This window comes from Chloroflexota bacterium, from assembly GCA_014360805.1.
Taxonomy (GTDB): Bacteria; Chloroflexota; Anaerolineae; order DTLA01; family DTLA01; genus DTLA01.
The window spans coordinates 56339-72550 of the sequence record JACIWU010000002.1 but is presented as its reverse complement, the minus strand read 5'-3'; the positions used below and the strand labels follow the sequence as shown (position 1 = coordinate 72550).

The window sequence follows — 16212 nt, the reverse complement described above, 5'->3', positions numbered from 1 at the left end:
GCGTCGCCATCTCCCGGTAACGGGCGGGCGGTTTCCACCGGGGCCGTATCGCAGTCGGCCACCACTCTCGGCCCCTAACCTTAAATCTTGTGTTGCGCGAACATTTCAAACAAAAAAGACTTGCATTCTCGCCGCATTTGTGGTACACTGGGACTGCTCCACGACACATAGTGCCTAAGCCGCACACCCCACCCTACATGTGGTATGGTGTCGCCATCTCTCCAGTACGGGGAGCATTGTCGCCTGATCCACCGGCGACAACCAAGGAGGAAGCCGTGCAGTGCCCTAACTGTGGGGAACCGAACACCCAAGTGGTGGATACGCGAATGATCACCAACGGCGTGCGCCGCCGCCGCCAGTGTCCCAAATGCGGCCAGCGGTTCACTACCTACGAGTATCCCGCGTCCACCACGCCTCTCGTGGTCAAGAACGATGGCCGCCGCGAGGAGTTTGATCGCGCCAAACTGCTGACGGGCATCCGCAAAGCCTGCGCCAAGCGCCCCGTCAGCGCCGAGCAGATTGACGCCATCGTTACCGCCGTGGAAAACCAGATTCGCAACTCCCGCGCCAAGGAAATCTCATCCGAAAAGATCGGCCAGATGGTGCTGGAGCACCTCCGCCAGATTGACAAGGTCGCCTACATCCGCTTCGCCTCGGTGTACCTCCGAATGGACGATTTGGAGGCCCTCAAGCAAGAGGTTGAGAAACTTCTGAAGTCCGGTGATCAAGAACCCGCCTCTCGTCGCTAGGAGAAGACCCCATGATTACCCTGGAACCCGCTCTCACTGCGAATGCCTTGACCGTGTTGAAGAAAAGGTACCTGCGCAAGGACGAACACGGCAACGCCGTGGAGACGCCCGCCGACATGTTCTGGCGCGTGGCGTCCAACGTCGCCCAAGCCGAGCGGCTCTACGGCCCCGAGGACCAGGTGGAGTTCTGGGCCAAAGCCTTCCACGAACTCATGGTCTCGTTGGACTTCCTGCCCAACTCCCCCACCCTCATGAACGCGGGCCGCAGGCTCCAGCAACTCTCGGCGTGTTTCGTCCTGCCCATTGAGGACTCCATGATCAGCATCTTTGAGGGCATCAAGAACACCGCCCTGATCCACCAGAGCGGCGGCGGCACGGGATTCTCCTTCTCCCGCCTGCGCCCCAAGAACGACGTGGTGCAGTCCACCAAAGGCGTGTCCAGCGGCCCCGTGTCGTTCATGAAGGTCTTTGACGCCGCCACCGAGGCCATCAAGCAGGGTGGCACCCGTCGCGGCGCCAACATGGCCATCCTGCGCGTGGACCACCCCGACATCCTGGAGTTCATCACCGCCAAGGACAAGGACGGAATCCTGCCCAACTTCAACCTGTCGGTCGGCATCACTCGCGAGTTCATGCAGGCCCTGGCCGACGACGCCGACTACCCGCTCATCAACCCGCGCAATCGCCAGGAGACGGGCAGGCTGAAGGCCCGCGAGGTGTTTGACCTCATCACCCAGATGGCCTGGAAGAACGGGGAGCCGGGAGTCATCTTCCTGGACCGCATCAACGAGGCGAACCCTACCCCCCACCTCGGCGAGATTGAGAGCACCAATCCCTGCATCACCGGCGATACCTGGATCATGACCGCCGAGGGGGCACGCCAGGTGAAGGACCTGGTCGGGCGTCCTTTCACTGCGATCGTGAACGGTGCCGAATGGCCCAGCGAGGGCTTTTTCAGCACGGGGACGAAACCGGTATATCGCCTCACCACGCTTGAGGGCTTCTCGTTGCGATTGACCGCGGAACATCCTCTCATGAGAGTTACCTCGCTCACGCGCTACCGCTTGGAAACGGAGTGGACCGAAGTCCAACACCTGCGTCCGGGGGACAAAATCATTATCCACAACCATCGTAGCCTCCTGGGGTGGGAAGGCCCGCACACCGAAGAGGAAGGCTACTTGATGGGATTCTACCTGGGCGATGAGACGAGGAAACAGGGCAGAATTACCCTCTCCTCCCGTGGCGAGACCGAGGGCGCAAAAGCGGTGCGCGACGAGGTCTATCGCTACGCCCAAAAACTTCGGCACCGTGCCGATTTCGCGGGCTGGACCGCTGTCCGCGGCCGTGGCGAATATCGCCTGACGCTCGCCGCCTTGCGCCAATTGGCAGATGAACTGGGGCTAGGGAATGGCAAAGCCATCACACCGCAGATGGAGCAAGCCTCGGCAGATTTCTATCGCGGCCTGCTCCGCGGCTTATTTGACTCCGATGGTTCGGTTCAGGACAGTCAGGAAAAGGGGGGCAGCGTGCGCCTGGCGCAGAGCAATTTGGAGATGCTGCGCGCTGCCCAACGGATGCTGCTACGTCTCGGCATCGCATCTACGATTTATCAGAACCGCCGCCAAGAAACCACACGGGAGATGCCCGACGGGAAGGGCGGAACACAGGAGTACCTGACCAAAGCCCAACATGAATTGGTGATCGCCAACGACAACTTGCGCTATTTCTACGAGCGCGTTGGGTTCAGCGATACTGACAAAGCCCGCAAATTGGCACAACTCCTGGACGCATACCAGCGGGAGATCAACCGTGAACGCTTTGTTGTTACGATAGCGGAGATCGTCGCAGACGGCGTGGAAACGGTGTACGATGTCCGCATCCCGGGCGTCAACGCCTTTGACGCGAACGGGTTCGTCGTGCACAACTGCGGTGAACAGCCGCTTCTCCCCTACGAGTCCTGCAACCTCGGCTCAATCAACCTGGCCCACATGGTTACCAACGGCTCGGTGGACTGGGCGAAATTGCGCCAGGCGGTCAAGGTCGCCGTTCGCTTCCTGGACGACGTGATTGACATGAACCGCTACCCCCTGCCCCAGATTGAGGAAATGACCAAGGCCAACCGCAAGATCGGCCTGGGCGTCATGGGCTTCGCCGAGATGCTCATCCAGTTGGGCATCCCCTACGACTCGGAGCAGGCCGTGGAGACCGCCGAGGCCGTCATGCGCACCATCCAGGAAACGGCCTGGGAAGCGTCGGCGGCCCTCGCCAAAGAGCGAGGCGCGTTCCCCAGTTTCAAGGGCAGTCGCCTGGACCGTCCGGGCGCGCCGCCCGTGCGCAACGCCACCGTTACCACCATCGCCCCCACCGGCAGCATCAGCATCATCGCGGGGTGCTCCAGCGGGATTGAGCCGCTGTTCGCCCTCGTGTACACGCGCAACGTCCTGGACAACACCGCCTTGCCCGAAGCCAACCCGCTGTTTGAGCGGATCGCCCACGAGCGCGGGTTCTACTCCGCCGAACTCATGGAAGCCGTCGCCCAGCGCGGGGGCGTCCGTGGCCTGGACAGCGTGCCCGAAGATGTCCAGCGCATCTTCCCCACCGCCCACGACATCAGCCCCGAATGGCACGTCCGCATCCAGGCCGCCTTCCAGCGCTACACCGACAACGCCGTGTCCAAGACCATCAACTTCCCCCACGACGCCACCGTGGAAGACGTGCGCAAGGCCTACCTCTTGGCCTACGAACTGGGGTGCAAGGGCATCACCGTTTACCGCGACGGGAGCCGCAGCACCCAGGTTTTGACCAAAGGCCGCGGCGATAAGCCCGCCCAGTCCAAGGACGCGCCCTCCGAACCGTCAGTTCGGGTTCCGCGCACGCGCCCCGTCGTTACCCGCGGCATCACCGAGAAGGTCGCGCTGGGCTGCAACCGCACCCTGTACATCACCATCAACGAGGATGACAAGGGCCTGTGCGAGGTCTTCTTGCAGATGGGCAAATCGGGCGGGTGCACGGCCTCCCAGTCCGAAGCCATCGGGCGGCTCATCTCCCTGAGTCTGCGCTCGGGCATTGAGCCGAAAGCCATCATCAAGCAACTGAAGGGCATCCGCTGCCCGTTCCCCGTGTGGCACAATGGGAATGTGGCCTTCTCCTGCTCCGACGCCATCGGCCGCGCCCTGGAGCACTACCTGGGCATCCAGTCGCCGCACCCCCAACAGCCGCCCGAAACCCACACCGACACCGGGGAAAAGAACCCCCTGGACTTCTCGCCCGAGTGCCCCGAATGCGGGGGCATCCTGGAGTTCGTGGAAGGCTGCATGACCTGCCGCATGTGCGGCTACTCGCAATGCGGGTGAAACGAGAAGACCCAGAACCGGAGATCCCCAAGGGTCTCGGTTCCAAAGTTTGTTGGCCGCGCCACGGGCATAAGTGCGACGCGCTTCCGAAAGCGCGTCGCACCTTGGTTGCCAACATACGCCAGACCCAAATCGCCGTTGGGGTCCCCTAGCGTCTTCCCAGGCTGGCCGCCACCGCCTCGCTGACCGACGTTACCGCCCGCGGCCGCCGCAGGAACCCCTCCAGGTGGATGTCGTCCACGTACAGCGACAGGTGGAGCGTCCTGCCCGCAGCGGTGGCGCGCCGCAACGTAACCAGCGGGTACTTCCAGGCGGGGGTTGTGGGCTTGAACGATGCGGGTAGCCAATCGCGGAACGCTGCCACCCTATCGTCCAGCCGTTGCGCTTCGTAGAGACTCGCGTCCTTCAAGTGGTGGCGGAGGTCATCCGTATGCCGCGTCAGTCCGGTGATACGGGCTTCTGCCTCGTCCAGGATCCGCGCCCGATCTTCAGGGAACCGGCGCAGTTGCGGGTCGCGGGCGCGCGCACGTGCCCACGCGCGCATCGCCGCCTTCAGCCGCTCGTCGTAGTCATCTAGCGTCTCCAGTTCCTTCGCGATAGCCGCTTTCTCCTCCGAGGACAGCCCGCCCTTCTCCGCGCCGCGAATGACCGCTAGCAGCCGATCCAGGAGCGCCATCATGCGCTGCTGTCGCAAATCCAACTGCCGCTCGCGCCGCAGCGCCGAAATCCCCCAGCGCAGTTCGCGCCCCCTGGGAGAGCGCGGGTCGCATTCGGCCAGCGCCCGCCGCATCGCCCTCAGTTTGGCGTCCAAATCGCCCAGGATGTACGGGTTCGCGTCGGCCACCTCGCGCAGCGTCGCCTCGGCCTGCTCCAGCGGCACGTCGTCGGGCACGGCCACCTCCAGCGTTACGCGCAGGTCAGGGCTGGGGCGCGTGAGGTTCGTAATCTTCGTCGCCGCCAGAATGCTGTTGGGCACGTAGATGTCGCAGTGCTCCTCAGTGTTGTAGAGAGTGGTAACGCGGAGGCCGATGTGCCGAATCTGGCACACCACACCGTCCCAGATGATGAGGTCGCCGAATCGGAACGGCGTATCCACAAGGAGCGTCAGCCCGCCCAGGATGTTGCCCAACGTGTCGCGCAGCGCCAGCCCAACGACGAGCGCCGCGCCGCCCGTGGTCAGCGCCACCGTGGAGATGTCGGCGCCCAGCAGGCGCAGCATCAGGATCGCGCCCACGCCGCCGATCACCACCGGCGCCAACACATCCAGCACCGGCACGAGCACGTCGTCAAAACTGGACTCGCTGCGCGCCGCCAGCCGCCTGCCGTAGTACAGCACCGTGTCCCGCGTCAGCCGCCAGACCGCCCACGTGGCAACCGCGATGCGCAGCAGGTTGACCCCGGTGTTCACGGTGTCCTTCGTGCCGGCGGACAGCGTGCTGCTGTTCGTCAGGCTGATGATCGCCGTGAGGATGAGGAAGACCACCACCGGCCGCTGGAGCACGCCCACGAGGACGTCGTCAATGTCGTCGGGCGTGCGTCGCGCCCACCAGGCCAGCAGGCCGAACAGCAGGACCGCCGCGCCGGCAATCGCGCCCAGCCATGAGAGAAGCAAACCCCAATCCGGCATACGCGCCTCCAAAACACGAAATGGGCGCTTGCGGCAGAAAGCCGGCACTGCGGCCACCGCACCATCGCCGCCAGCACGGTCCTATGGTTCGCCCAAAGCGCCCGCGACGCCCGCGCGACCGCTATGGGAACATCAGCCCAGAGGGCGCAGTCAGGCGCGCCCCTGGGGTTGTACCCGAAAGGTTACAGGGGCGGGCCGCTCTACCCGACCTGGATGATCTCCACCGGGCAGCCGTCGGCGGCCGCCTTGGCGCAATCCACCAGGTCGTCGGGAATCTCGCCTTCGCCGGGGTTGCCGCCCACCTGGTACTTGGCTACAATCTGGCTGTTGCCGTCGTCGGGGTTTTCCTCAAAGACCGCGTCGCAGTCCGACCAGCACGCCCCGCAGGCGATGCACTCGTCGCGATTGATGGTTACCTTCTTCATCGCCGAACCTCCCACAGGATGGTGAAAATACGACTCAAAGTGTACGGATATTCGCCCCAGGTGTCAAAACGCGGCGAAGAGGCTGTCGCGCTTTGCCATCTCACCAAAAGCGCAAAACCCTCGGTGCCCTTGTGCGTTCGTGTGAGATTGACGCCTCCCGCACATCCGACGCCGCGAACTCCCCTGCCCCCGCTTGCGGACTTCGCGCCCCTTTGCTACAATCGCCCCAAACGCGATTCGGAGAGGCCCATGGAGAACCTGCGAGACTACTTCCGCGCATTCGCTGCCCTGCCCGAGGCCGCGCGGCAGATGGACGCCGAGGCGGCTGCCGCCAACCTCGCCGGGCAGGCGCGCCCCCTGGCCGACCCCGCCGCTGCCGCCGCCTTTGTGGAGCAGACCCGCACCCGCTACCATCTCACCCGCCAGGATGCCCAGACCGCTTTCTGGATTCTCCAGGAGTACTACTGGACTCACTACATTCGCCGCCGCCCCATCGTGGGCCGCATCGCGCGATTCGTCGCCGCCTTCCTGCGCTACAAATACCCCAAGGTCATCCTGGAGACGCGCGACGAGGTCATCGTGGAGTCGCCCTGGGGGGTCGCCTGCCCCCTTGTGCGCGGGTTTGACGGCGACCTGGCCCAATGCCGCCCCCTGTGCGAGGCCTGCTTCCGCCATGAGGTCATCATAGAACCCGACCAGATCGCGCTCCTGAAGGCCGCGGCCCCTTCCCTTCGGCTCGTCCTCCACAAGTTTCGCGAATCGCCCGACAAGAACTGCGAGTACGCCCTCGTGTCCGAGTAACCCAAGGGCATACGGCGGCCAGCATCCCACGGCGCAACCCCCAGATTGCCTTCTACCGCGCCGAGTGGTATTATCAGCGTTGCGCCTGCCCTGTGCGGCGCGTTTCGCTATGACTACAGAGAGGTACTCATGCCTGAAACCCGAAGTCCACAACGCTTCGCCCGCATCGGCCTCGCCGTAACGGGCCTGCTTGTCGCCGCCCTGTTACTGAGCGGATGCGCGGCGTCCGCAGAAAAAAGCGAATTCGCCGGCCCCGACTGGAGCCGCGGCATTCGCATCGGCGTATCCCATATCAACAACCGGCCCAGCATCGTCTGGGATTCGGCGGGCGCTAGCGCCCTCGTGTCCTGGCTCGCCAACACCGAACAGGGCTGGCGAATCCAACTCGCGCGGGTCAACGCCCAGGCCGAACCCTCCGCCAAGACGTTGCCGTTTCCCATGCGCGCCCCCACCCGCCAGCAGATGGTGCTGAGCGCACCAGGCACGCTGCACTTCTTCTGGCTGGACGCGGCGAACGGACACAGGCCCGGCCTCCACTACGCCCGCACCACCACCGACGCCATTCCCTTGAGCGAGCCGGCGCGCATCTCCGGCGACGCCAGCGATGTAACGGGCTACTGTGTCTTTCGGGCGGTGGAAGGGGCGCTGGACATTCTGTGGGCCGACGTTTCGGGCGGCGACTCCCAGATGTTCCATGCGCGCCTGGCCGATTCCGGCGAAGTCCTCGTGGCCCCGCACGCCCTGGGCGTTGCGGGTGCCGACCCCTATGCGGCCGTGGACAACTACGGTGTCGTCCATCTCGCCTGGCACCTGGGCCAGGGCATGGGCGCCGAGAAGATTTTGTACGCCACTTTTGACCCCGTCGCCATGCGCGTCGGCGAACCCACCGTCATGGCCACGTTCCCGATGGGCATCGGCCTGGCCCTCCACCCACCGGAGATCGCCCTGGAATCCGACTGGGTCTATGTCATCTGGTCGCTGGAGCAGCGCGGGGGAGGCCTCACGCCCGGCACGGCCGAGACCCAGTACCAGGCCTTTCCCATCGGCCAGCCAGCACGCCACAGCGGCGGCGGGTTGTACTTGCCCGCACTCGCCAAGCCCGAGTACCAAGCCGCCAGCGGCGCGTTCAACTACACACACCTGTACCCGCTGGCGTCCGGCGACGGCGCGGTCGTCCTGCGCTCCCCGTCCGACTACGTGTACATGCAGTTTGCCATCCCAGGCCAGCGCGACGAGGCAGGGGTGTTCCTGGCCAGTTACATGGCGCTCCCCCGAAGGGTGGGCAAAACCCAAATTGCACTGGCCATCCTTGACAACGGGCGGGTCAAGGGCTACGAAGTCGCCGCGCGCACCCTGTCCGGCTCACTGCGGCCTGCCGCGACGGTGGACGACGAGGGCGCGCTACACCTGGCCTGCCTCGGCGTAGGGGGATTCGGAAACTACGAGGTGCTCTATGCCAGCACCGCGCCCGCGGTTCGCGCCACGCTCAACCGGATGACGGCCGCCGACGTGCTCGCCCTGCTGTTGGGCAAGACCTGGAGCGCCGCCTCGGCCCTGTCCTTCTTCCCGATGCTCATCATCTGGCTGTTCCTGCCGTTCGCGTGGCTTGTGGGGTTCTACCTGGCCCGACCCGACGCTGACCTGACCACCCGCGCGGGGCGCGTGGGCCTTGCCGTCGCCGTCGTCCTGTACCTGTTCTCCAAACTCTTCATGTTGCCCGCGTTCCTGTGGTACGCCCCGTTCCTGGACGTCGTGCCGCCTCGGTTGGAATGGGTCGTCCTGCTGGGCTTTCCGGCGTTGCTCCTGGCGTTGGGCCTGCTAGGCATGCGCTTTTACATTCGGCGGGCCGAGCGCAAGGTCGTCATGTTCGCCTTCGCCATCTTCGCGGCCACCGACGCCCTCTTGTCGCTCATCTTCTACATGCCCAACGCCATCGGCGGATAGCAAAACCTCCCGCGCCCTCTTATCTCTCCTCGTGGGGGGAGCCAAGAGGGCGCGGGAGATGAACGAGGTCTCCGCGCTGCCTCTTCCCGCTACAGCGCAACCTCTACGCCCAATTCCTGCGCCAGGCCCCGGATTCCAACGAGCACGCTGGCGGGCACAGGCACGCCATTTTGCAGTCGGTCTTGCCGTTTGAGCCATTCTATCTCTCCAGGCAAGTAGATGCGCTCCACGCCAGGAGCGCGAGGAGAATGGAGAATCTCCTGGACGAGGCTTTGCATGTCCCGGCAGAAATCGTCCCAATCGGCAAAAGCCGAAATGTCCAGCGCCTGGGTTACGAACCCTACAGAGGACGGCTGCTGCAGGTCGTGCACCGACGTAAGGCGAGTGCCGAAATCGGCGCCGGTGAGCACGCCCGACAGCACGTCTATGGCCAGCGCCAGGCCGTACCCCTTCGGCCCGCCGATAGGCACCAGCGTGCCATCCAGCGCCGCCTTGGGGTCATCGGTGGGGCGGCCCTGCGCGTCCAGCGCCCAGCCCAGGGGGATGCGCTCGCCCTTGTTGGCCGCCAGCCGAATCTTGCCGCGCGCCACCACCGACGAGGCCATGTCCAGGACGATGTCCACGTCGCCGCCGGTGGGGATGGCGATGCAGACGGGGTTGGTTCCCAGCACCGGCGCCGCCCCGCCCCACGCCGCCATGCTTGGCGCGGCGTTGGCCGTAACGACGCCGATCATCCGATGGGGCAGCGCCATCATGGCGTAGTACGCCGCGATCCCGAAGTGGTTGGCGTTGCGCACGGCCGCGACGCCCACGCCGTGTTGCCGCGCGCGCTCCATCGCCTGGGCCATGGCGCGGACGCCCGCCACCTGGCCAAACCCGCGCTGCGCGTCCAGCAGCACCGACGCGCTCCGCTCCCGCACCACCTTGACCTCGGTCTTGGGTGTCATCAGCCCCGCTTGCACCCGATGGACATACGCGGGCAGGCGCAGAAGCCCGTGCGACTCCACGCCGCGCAGGTCGGCCTCCACCACGATCTCGGCGATGATGCGCGCCTCATCGGGCGGCACGCCGACCTTCTGCAGCAGGCGCTCGCAGGCTTGCACCAGGTCGCTGGCTTGGATGCGTACGATTTCCTCCGGCATATGTTGTGCCTCCAAATGTGGGATTTCACAAACACCACTGCCGCCCCTCGCGCCCGCGCGGGTCATAGAACACCCATGCGGGCAGGGGCGGCAACCGCGGAAGGGCGGGCCTCCGTCAGCCCGCCCTTGCGTTGGATGGGGACTTACGCAAGTCCCAGGTAAGCGTGCTGAACGACGGGGTTCTCGCGCAGCGCCTCGGCTGTATCGGCGAAGCGGATGCGGCCCGTCTCCATGACGACGCCGCGGTGGGCGATCTTGAGCGCCGCGCGCGCGTTCTGCTCCGAGAGCAAGATGGTAATGCCTTGTCGGTTCAACTCGGAGATGACCTCAAACACGTGCTGAACCAACAAGGGCGCAAGGCCCAGCGATGGCTCGTCCATCACGAGGATCTTGGGCCTGGACATCAGCGCGCGGGCGATGGCCAGCATCTGCTGCTCGCCACCGCTGAGGGAGCCGGCCAGTTGTCGCTCGCGACCCTTGAGGGGCGCAAACAGTTCGTACATGCGCGCTTTATCCTTGGCGATCTCGTCCAGGTCCGTCCGATGATATGCACCCATCTCCAGGTTCTCGTCCACGGTGAGCACGGGGAACACGCGCCGGCCCTCCGGCACATATGCGATCCCCTTGTGCACCAACTTGTGCGCGGGTAGCCGGTGGATCGGCTCGCCGTTCAAGAGAATGGCGCCGTGTCGCGGGTGGACAAGGCCGCAGATGGCCTTTATCGTCGTGGATTTCCCGGCCCCGTTTGCGCCGATGATGGTTGTGATCTCGCCGTCGCGCACCTCCAGGGAGATTCCCTTCACCGCGTGAATGTGCCCGTAGTAGATGTGAACATTGTCCAGGACTAACATCACCCTTCCTCCCGGCCGAGATACGCCTCAATGACCACAGGGTCGCAACTCACGGCGCTGCAGGAACCCTCGGCGATCTTCTTGCCGTAGTCCAGGACCGATACCACATCGGAGATTTCCATCACCAGTTTCATGTCGTGTTCCACCAGGAAGATGGTGATGCCCGACTGGCGAATCTCCAGCAGCATTTCGCGCAACTCAGCGGTTTCTGCCTCATTCAGGCCAGCAGCCGGCTCGTCCAGCAGAACCAGGGTCGGCTCAGTGGCCAGCGCTCGGGCGATCTCCACGCGCCGCTGCAAGCCATAGGGCAGGCTGGTCGCCTGCTCGTCGGCGTACCGGTCAATCTTCATGATGCGCAGCGTCCGAAGCGCCCTTTCCTTCAACTCCTCTTCTTCGCGGCGGACGGAGAAGGGGTCTAGCACATGTTGCCAGAAGCGAGTCTTGGCGTGATGCCCCAGGGCCACCAACACGTTCTCCATGACCGTCATGCTGGAGAACAGCCGCAGGTTCTGGAACGTTCGGGCCACCCCCATCGCGGTGATCTTGTACGACGGCAGGCCGCTGATCTGCTTGCCGCGGAACCGCACCACCCCTTGCGTGGGCTTGTAATAGCCCGACACCACGTTGAAGATGGTCGTCTTGCCCGAACCATTCGGCCCGATGAGGGCGTGGATTTCGCCCTCCTGGATGTTCAGCGACACGTCGTTCACGGCCACCAGGCCGCCGAATTGCATGGTGAGGTTCTGTATTTCCAGCAACATGGTCTCACCTCGCCTCTTCGGATGGCGGGTTCGCCGCGGTATTGGCCTCCTCCTCGCGGGCCCGCCGCGCGCCCTGGCGTTCCCGCCAGCGCCGCGCAATGCCCACCGCCCCGCCCGGGAAGAAGAGCACCACCAGTACTACGGCCAGCCCGTAGAACACCAGTTGCCAGTCGCGGAACGCCCGCAGGACCTCTTGCAGGATGACCAGAACTCCGCCAACCACCGACCCCAGCAGGCTTCCCATGCCGCCCAACAGGGTCATGGTGAGAACGAACAGGGTGGAGCGGAACTCAAAGATGTCGGGGCTGATGTACGTGTTGAGGTGGGCGAATAGCACGCCCGCGACCCCCGCGTACACGCCGCTGATGGTGATCGCCAGAATCTGGTAGAAACCGGTGTTGACGCCCATGGCCTTGGCAGCCACGTAGTCATCGCGCACTGCGCGGAAAGCGCGGCCGAAGCGGTGGCGCGTGATCTGCCGAGCGACGAGGTAGCCCAGGATCACGAACGCCAGCACCAGATAGAAGTACTTCTGTTCCGTGTTGATGGGGATGCCGAAGAAACTGGGACGCTTGATGTTCGGAATCCCCATGGCTCCCCGCGTGATCTGGTCTTCGTTCACGAGGATGATGTTGATGACCTCGCCAAGCCCCAGTGTAACGATGGCCAGGTAGTGCGAGCGGACCTTCAGGGATGGGAGCGCCACCACAGCGGCCACCAGGGCCGCAACCACCATGGCGGCCGGCAACGTGAGCCAGAAGGGCCACTTGAAGTTCACGTTGAGCAGCGCCGCGGTGTAGGCCCCAATGGCCCAGAACGCACCGATGGCCAGGTTGATCTGCCCGCAGAACCCCTGGGCGATGTTCAACCCCAGGCTGAGCAGGATGTACAGCCCCGTCATGTTCAAGATGCGCACCTGGTAGTCATTGCGTGCGATCTTGGGCATGGCGAGGAGCAGCGCCAGGAAAGCGATCAGCGCGATGGTCTTCCAAAGTGTCGTGCGCGTCTTCATCTCGCCCTCCTACACCTTCTCAACGGTGGTCTCGCCCACGATACCCGATGGCTTGATCATGAGCACCAGCACCATGATGATGAAGGCGATTCCCTTGGTATAGGCCGACGAGATGTAACCCGCCGAGATAGCCTCAATCACGCCGAAGAGCAGCCCGCCCACAATGGCGCCCGGGATGCTGCCCAAGCCGCCCAGGATGGCCGCCGCAAACCCCTTGATGCCCACAGCCGCGCTCATGGCGGGGTTCACGTACACGATAGGCGCGGCCAGAATGCCCGCCGCGGCCGCCAGCCCCGAGCCGATGGCGAAGGTAACCGCATTCGTGAAGTTCACCGGTATCCCCATGGCGCTCGCGATCTCGCGGTCCTGCGCCGCAGCGCGCATGGCCTTCCCCACCTTCGTCCGCGACAAGAATGTCTGCAGGCCGACCATAAGCACGGCGCCCACCCCGATGATGAGCAACATCTGCGGCACGAGCGCCACGCCGCCCACAAGGATCGGCTTGGACGATAGAGGCGACCGCACCGCAAACCCTTCCGCGCCCCAGATGATGATGGCCAGGTTGTCCAGCACGATGCCCACGCCGATGGTCCCCAGGAGCATGAGCATGAGGTCCAGGTTCGCCAGCGGGCGGAACAGCCTTTCCAGCGCAACGCCCAGGATCGCCGTCAGCAGGATGCCCACGATGAACGCCGCCCAGTAGGGCAGGTGCAGGCCGGCCACCATCCCCTTGTAGAAGATCACGCCGAAGTACGTCCCGATCATGTAGATGCTGCCATGCGCAAAGTTGACGAGGCCCATGGAGCGGTACACCATGGAGTAGCCCAGAGCCACGAGCGCGTAGATGCTCCCGATGCCCAGGCCTCCAACGATAGTCTGCACGAGAATGACCGTTTTGGTCATGCCCCTCCTTTCAAGAGCGGTCTGGACGCCCCAACCGAGAGAAGGCAAGAGGGAGGTCGCTTGCACAGCCTCCCTCTTGCTGCAGTTCTACTGGACGGATACGGGGGTCAGTTTGCCGTCTTTGACGACGCCAATGCCCACCTCGTGCAGGCCCTCGCCGTTCTCATCGTAGCAGATCGTGCCCTGGAGGCCCTGAACGCCGCAGATCTTGTGCAGTTCCTCGGTGATGCGCTCGGGCGTGATGTCGGGGTACGCATTCTCCAGAGCCATGATGAGCACCGTAGCGCCGTCGTAGGCCTTGGCGCCGTGGCTCTCGGGTTCATCACCCCAGCGCGCCTTGTAGCGGGCCGCAAAATCGCGCGTCAGATCGTTGAGGTCATTGGTGATGTACGGGTTGGAGTAGTAAGTGCCTTCCGCCGCGTCGCCGGCGACTTCAACGAACTTGGTCGTGCCGATGGCCGCGCCGCCCGCAAACTGGCCGGTGAACCCCAACTGCCGCGCCTGCTTGGCGATGAGGCCCGAAGCCACCTCGGAGCCGCCGAACAGGATGACCTCCGGGTTGGTCTGGAGAATTTTCGTCAACTGGCCCGTGAAGTCCTTGTCCTCAATGCCGTACCATTCAACGGCCAGAGGCTCCAGGCCGTGCGCCTTCAGGGCATTGGTCTGGTACTCGGCCTCGCCCTTGCCATAGGCCGACGTGTCGGAGATGATCGCGAACTTCTTGAACCCCTTGCCCACCATGAAGTCCACGATGCTCTTCTCATACGCAGGCCCCGCCGGGCAGTCGCGGAATACATACCTGCTGCCCTTCTGGGTAATGGTGGCATTGAGGGCGGCGGTCAGATGCGGGACCTTGTACTCCATGAACACGGGCACAACCGCCAACGTCGTCGTGCTGTTGGTGCACGCGAACGCGGCCACCACCTTGTCTTGGGTGATGAGTTTCTGCGCCAGGGCGACAGCCTTGGTCGGGTCAGCCTCGTCGTCTTCCTGGATCAACTGGAGCATCCGACCGTGGATGCCGCCGGCCGCGTTCTTGGCCTCAAAGGCCAGCAGGATGCCGCGCTCGTCCCACTCGCCCAGGATGGCATTGGTGCCCGTCTTGGGGGCAATCCAGCCGATCTTGATGGGCTCGGGCGGCGTCGTGGGTGCCGCCGTGGGCTGCGCGGGTGCCGCCGTGGGCTGGGCAGGGGCAGCCGTGGGCTGCGCGGGCGCCTTCGTCGGCGTGGCCTGGCCGCACGCGCCCAGCATCACGGCAACGATGGTCAACAGGGTGATCATCACAAACATGCTTCGCCGGGTCATCTGCTCTTCCTCCTAACATTTTCGGAAATTTGTGAAACCGACAGACGTACCGATGGGATATGGATAGGCCTCTGCTCTACCACCTCCCTTCCCCACAGTTCCAACCGTAGCCCACAGTCTTGCGTGACATCTCAGCACGCCAGGCGTCGCAACAAGACCCAACCGCCAATTTTGCTACCCGCCGAACATCGGCGGGAAAAGGCACACGCGGCTCGCCGGGGGCACCTCGCGCTCCAGCGGCACCTGCACGCCATTGACCGTCGCCAGCCCAATGTCGTCGGGATCCAGACCCAGGCGCAGGACGACATCCCGCACCGTGAGTGGGCCATCGGCGTCCAGATGTTGCCGCCGCTGTCCCGGGGGCAGCAGTGCCCCGAACACCTCCACTTCAAACGAGAACGTGCCGCCCCCCATACTCCCACCCTACGCCCCTTCGGGCCGAATCTGCCGCACCTTGTAGAGCGTTTCGGTGTGGCTGTAATCGGGAATCAGCGCGGCGGCCAGCCCGATCTCGCGCGCGATCTCGTCGGCATGCTGGCGCACCACCGGCCCCAACTCCAACATCCGCTCCATCGGCAGGCGGAAGGCTGGCCCCGCGACCGCGATCACCGCGATGGGCCTCTGCCGCGGATCCAGAATCGGCGCGGCCACGGCGTTGATGCCGTCCTCGTATTCCGATTGGGCGATGGCAAAGCCGCGCTCGCGGGTGGCTCGCAAGTCGGCGAGGAAATCGTCAGGGGAGACGATGGTGTGCTCGGTGTAGCGGCGAAGCCCCTGAATCATGATCTGCCTGACCTGGGCCTCGGGCAGATAGGCCAAGATCGCCTTGCCCGACGAGGTGCAGCAGGCGGGAAGCCGCTGCCCGGGCGCCGCGGCCAGTTTCACCCGCTGGGGGCTTTCAATAACTTCCAGATAGACGATGTCCGTCCCGTCCAACACGCCCAGATCCACCGTCTCGCGGCACTCCTCGCTCAGACGCCGCAAAAAAGGCCACGCGTGTCGCCGGATGTCGGTGGTCTCCAGCGCCAGCATGGCCAGTTCCAGAACGCGCAGCCCAAGACGATACTTGCCTGTCGCCTCATCGTGCTGCACGAAACGCTTATTCTCCAGCGTGGCGAGGACGCGGTGCACGGTACTCTTGTGCAACTCCACGCGCTCGGCAATCTCGGTGAGGGTCAGTTCAGGCTCTTCCCGCGAGAAGCACAACATCACATCCAATGCTCGGTCGACGGCACGAATAGGCTTGCTCAAGGCACCCTCCCCCATTGGACAGGATGGCGCGGTGATTGCACAGCGTGCAACTCGGTTTCACAGAATAGTATAGCACAAAGACCGTCGT

14 protein-coding genes are annotated in these 16212 nt (G+C 64.4%); 4 read left to right on the top strand and 10 right to left on the bottom strand.

What is annotated here, in order from left to right; genetic code table 11:
• Window positions 1-275: 275 nt before the first annotated feature.
• Both nrdR and H5T65_00780 read left to right on the top strand, forming a co-directional pair.
• Window positions 276-749: a transcriptional repressor NrdR gene (gene nrdR, locus H5T65_00785; protein ID MBC7257762.1), complete on the top strand. Its 474-nt coding sequence runs from the start codon at window positions 276-278 to the stop codon at window positions 747-749.
• A gap of 11 nt (window positions 750-760) precedes the next feature.
• Window positions 761-4102, top strand: a complete 3342-nt coding sequence (locus tag H5T65_00780) for an adenosylcobalamin-dependent ribonucleoside-diphosphate reductase (protein MBC7257761.1) — start codon at window positions 761-763, stop codon at window positions 4100-4102.
• 148 nt (window positions 4103-4250) lie between these two features.
• On the opposite strand, the gene H5T65_00775 is transcribed toward H5T65_00780, so the two are convergent.
• Together H5T65_00775 and H5T65_00770 are read right to left on the bottom strand one after the other, a co-directional pair.
• Window positions 4251-5729, bottom strand: coding sequence for a mechanosensitive ion channel (locus H5T65_00775; GenBank protein MBC7257760.1), 1479 nt, complete (start codon window positions 5727-5729; stop codon window positions 4251-4253).
• Between the two features lie 200 nt (window positions 5730-5929).
• The gene (locus tag H5T65_00770; protein ID MBC7257759.1) at window positions 5930-6154 is read right to left on the bottom strand and encodes a ferredoxin; all 225 of its coding nucleotides are present in this window, start codon (window positions 6152-6154) and stop codon (window positions 5930-5932) included.
• A gap of 249 nt (window positions 6155-6403) precedes the next feature.
• Here H5T65_00770 and H5T65_00765 point away from each other — a divergent pair, with 249 nt between their 5' ends.
• Together H5T65_00765 and H5T65_00760 are read left to right on the top strand one after the other, a co-directional pair.
• Window positions 6404-6955 (top strand): hypothetical protein, encoded by a 552-nt coding sequence (locus H5T65_00765; protein MBC7257758.1) that lies wholly within the window; start codon window positions 6404-6406, stop codon window positions 6953-6955.
• A gap of 129 nt (window positions 6956-7084) precedes the next feature.
• Window positions 7085-8899, top strand: coding sequence for a hypothetical protein (locus H5T65_00760; GenBank protein ID MBC7257757.1), 1815 nt, complete (start codon window positions 7085-7087; stop codon window positions 8897-8899).
• A gap of 89 nt (window positions 8900-8988) precedes the next feature.
• Here H5T65_00760 and H5T65_00755 read toward each other — a convergent pair whose 3' ends face one another.
• The 8 genes from H5T65_00755 to H5T65_00720 form a co-directional block, all read right to left on the bottom strand.
• Window positions 8989-10041, bottom strand: a complete 1053-nt coding sequence (locus H5T65_00755) for an Ldh family oxidoreductase (GenBank protein MBC7257756.1) — start codon at window positions 10039-10041, stop codon at window positions 8989-8991.
• A 143-nt stretch (window positions 10042-10184) separates the two neighbouring features.
• Window positions 10185-10892: an ABC transporter ATP-binding protein gene (locus H5T65_00750; protein ID MBC7257755.1), complete on the bottom strand. Its 708-nt coding sequence runs from the start codon at window positions 10890-10892 to the stop codon at window positions 10185-10187.
• Window positions 10892-11653 carry an ABC transporter ATP-binding protein gene (locus tag H5T65_00745; protein ID MBC7257754.1) on the bottom strand — a complete coding sequence of 254 codons (762 nt, stop codon included), beginning with the start codon at window positions 11651-11653 and terminating at the stop codon, window positions 10892-10894. Before H5T65_00745 ends, H5T65_00750 begins: the two co-directional genes overlap by 1 nt.
• A 4-nt stretch (window positions 11654-11657) precedes the next feature.
• Window positions 11658-12665: a branched-chain amino acid ABC transporter permease gene (locus H5T65_00740; protein ID MBC7257753.1), complete on the bottom strand. Its 1008-nt coding sequence runs from the start codon at window positions 12663-12665 to the stop codon at window positions 11658-11660.
• Window positions 12666-12674: 9 nt separating this feature from the next.
• Window positions 12675-13568, bottom strand: coding sequence for a branched-chain amino acid ABC transporter permease (locus H5T65_00735; protein MBC7257752.1), 894 nt, complete (start codon window positions 13566-13568; stop codon window positions 12675-12677).
• An 87-nt stretch (window positions 13569-13655) separates the two neighbouring features.
• A complete protein-coding gene (locus tag H5T65_00730; protein MBC7257751.1) occupies window positions 13656-14873 on the bottom strand; it encodes an ABC transporter substrate-binding protein in 1218 nt (405 codons plus the stop codon).
• A 174-nt stretch (window positions 14874-15047) separates the two neighbouring features.
• Entirely contained in the window at window positions 15048-15287 is a 240-nt protein-coding gene (locus tag H5T65_00725) for a MoaD/ThiS family protein (protein ID MBC7257750.1), read from the bottom strand.
• Window positions 15288-15296: 9 nt separating this feature from the next.
• The gene (locus H5T65_00720) at window positions 15297-16124 is read right to left on the bottom strand and encodes an IclR family transcriptional regulator (GenBank protein ID MBC7257749.1); all 828 of its coding nucleotides are present in this window, start codon (window positions 16122-16124) and stop codon (window positions 15297-15299) included.
• Window positions 16125-16212 lie beyond the last annotated feature (88 nt).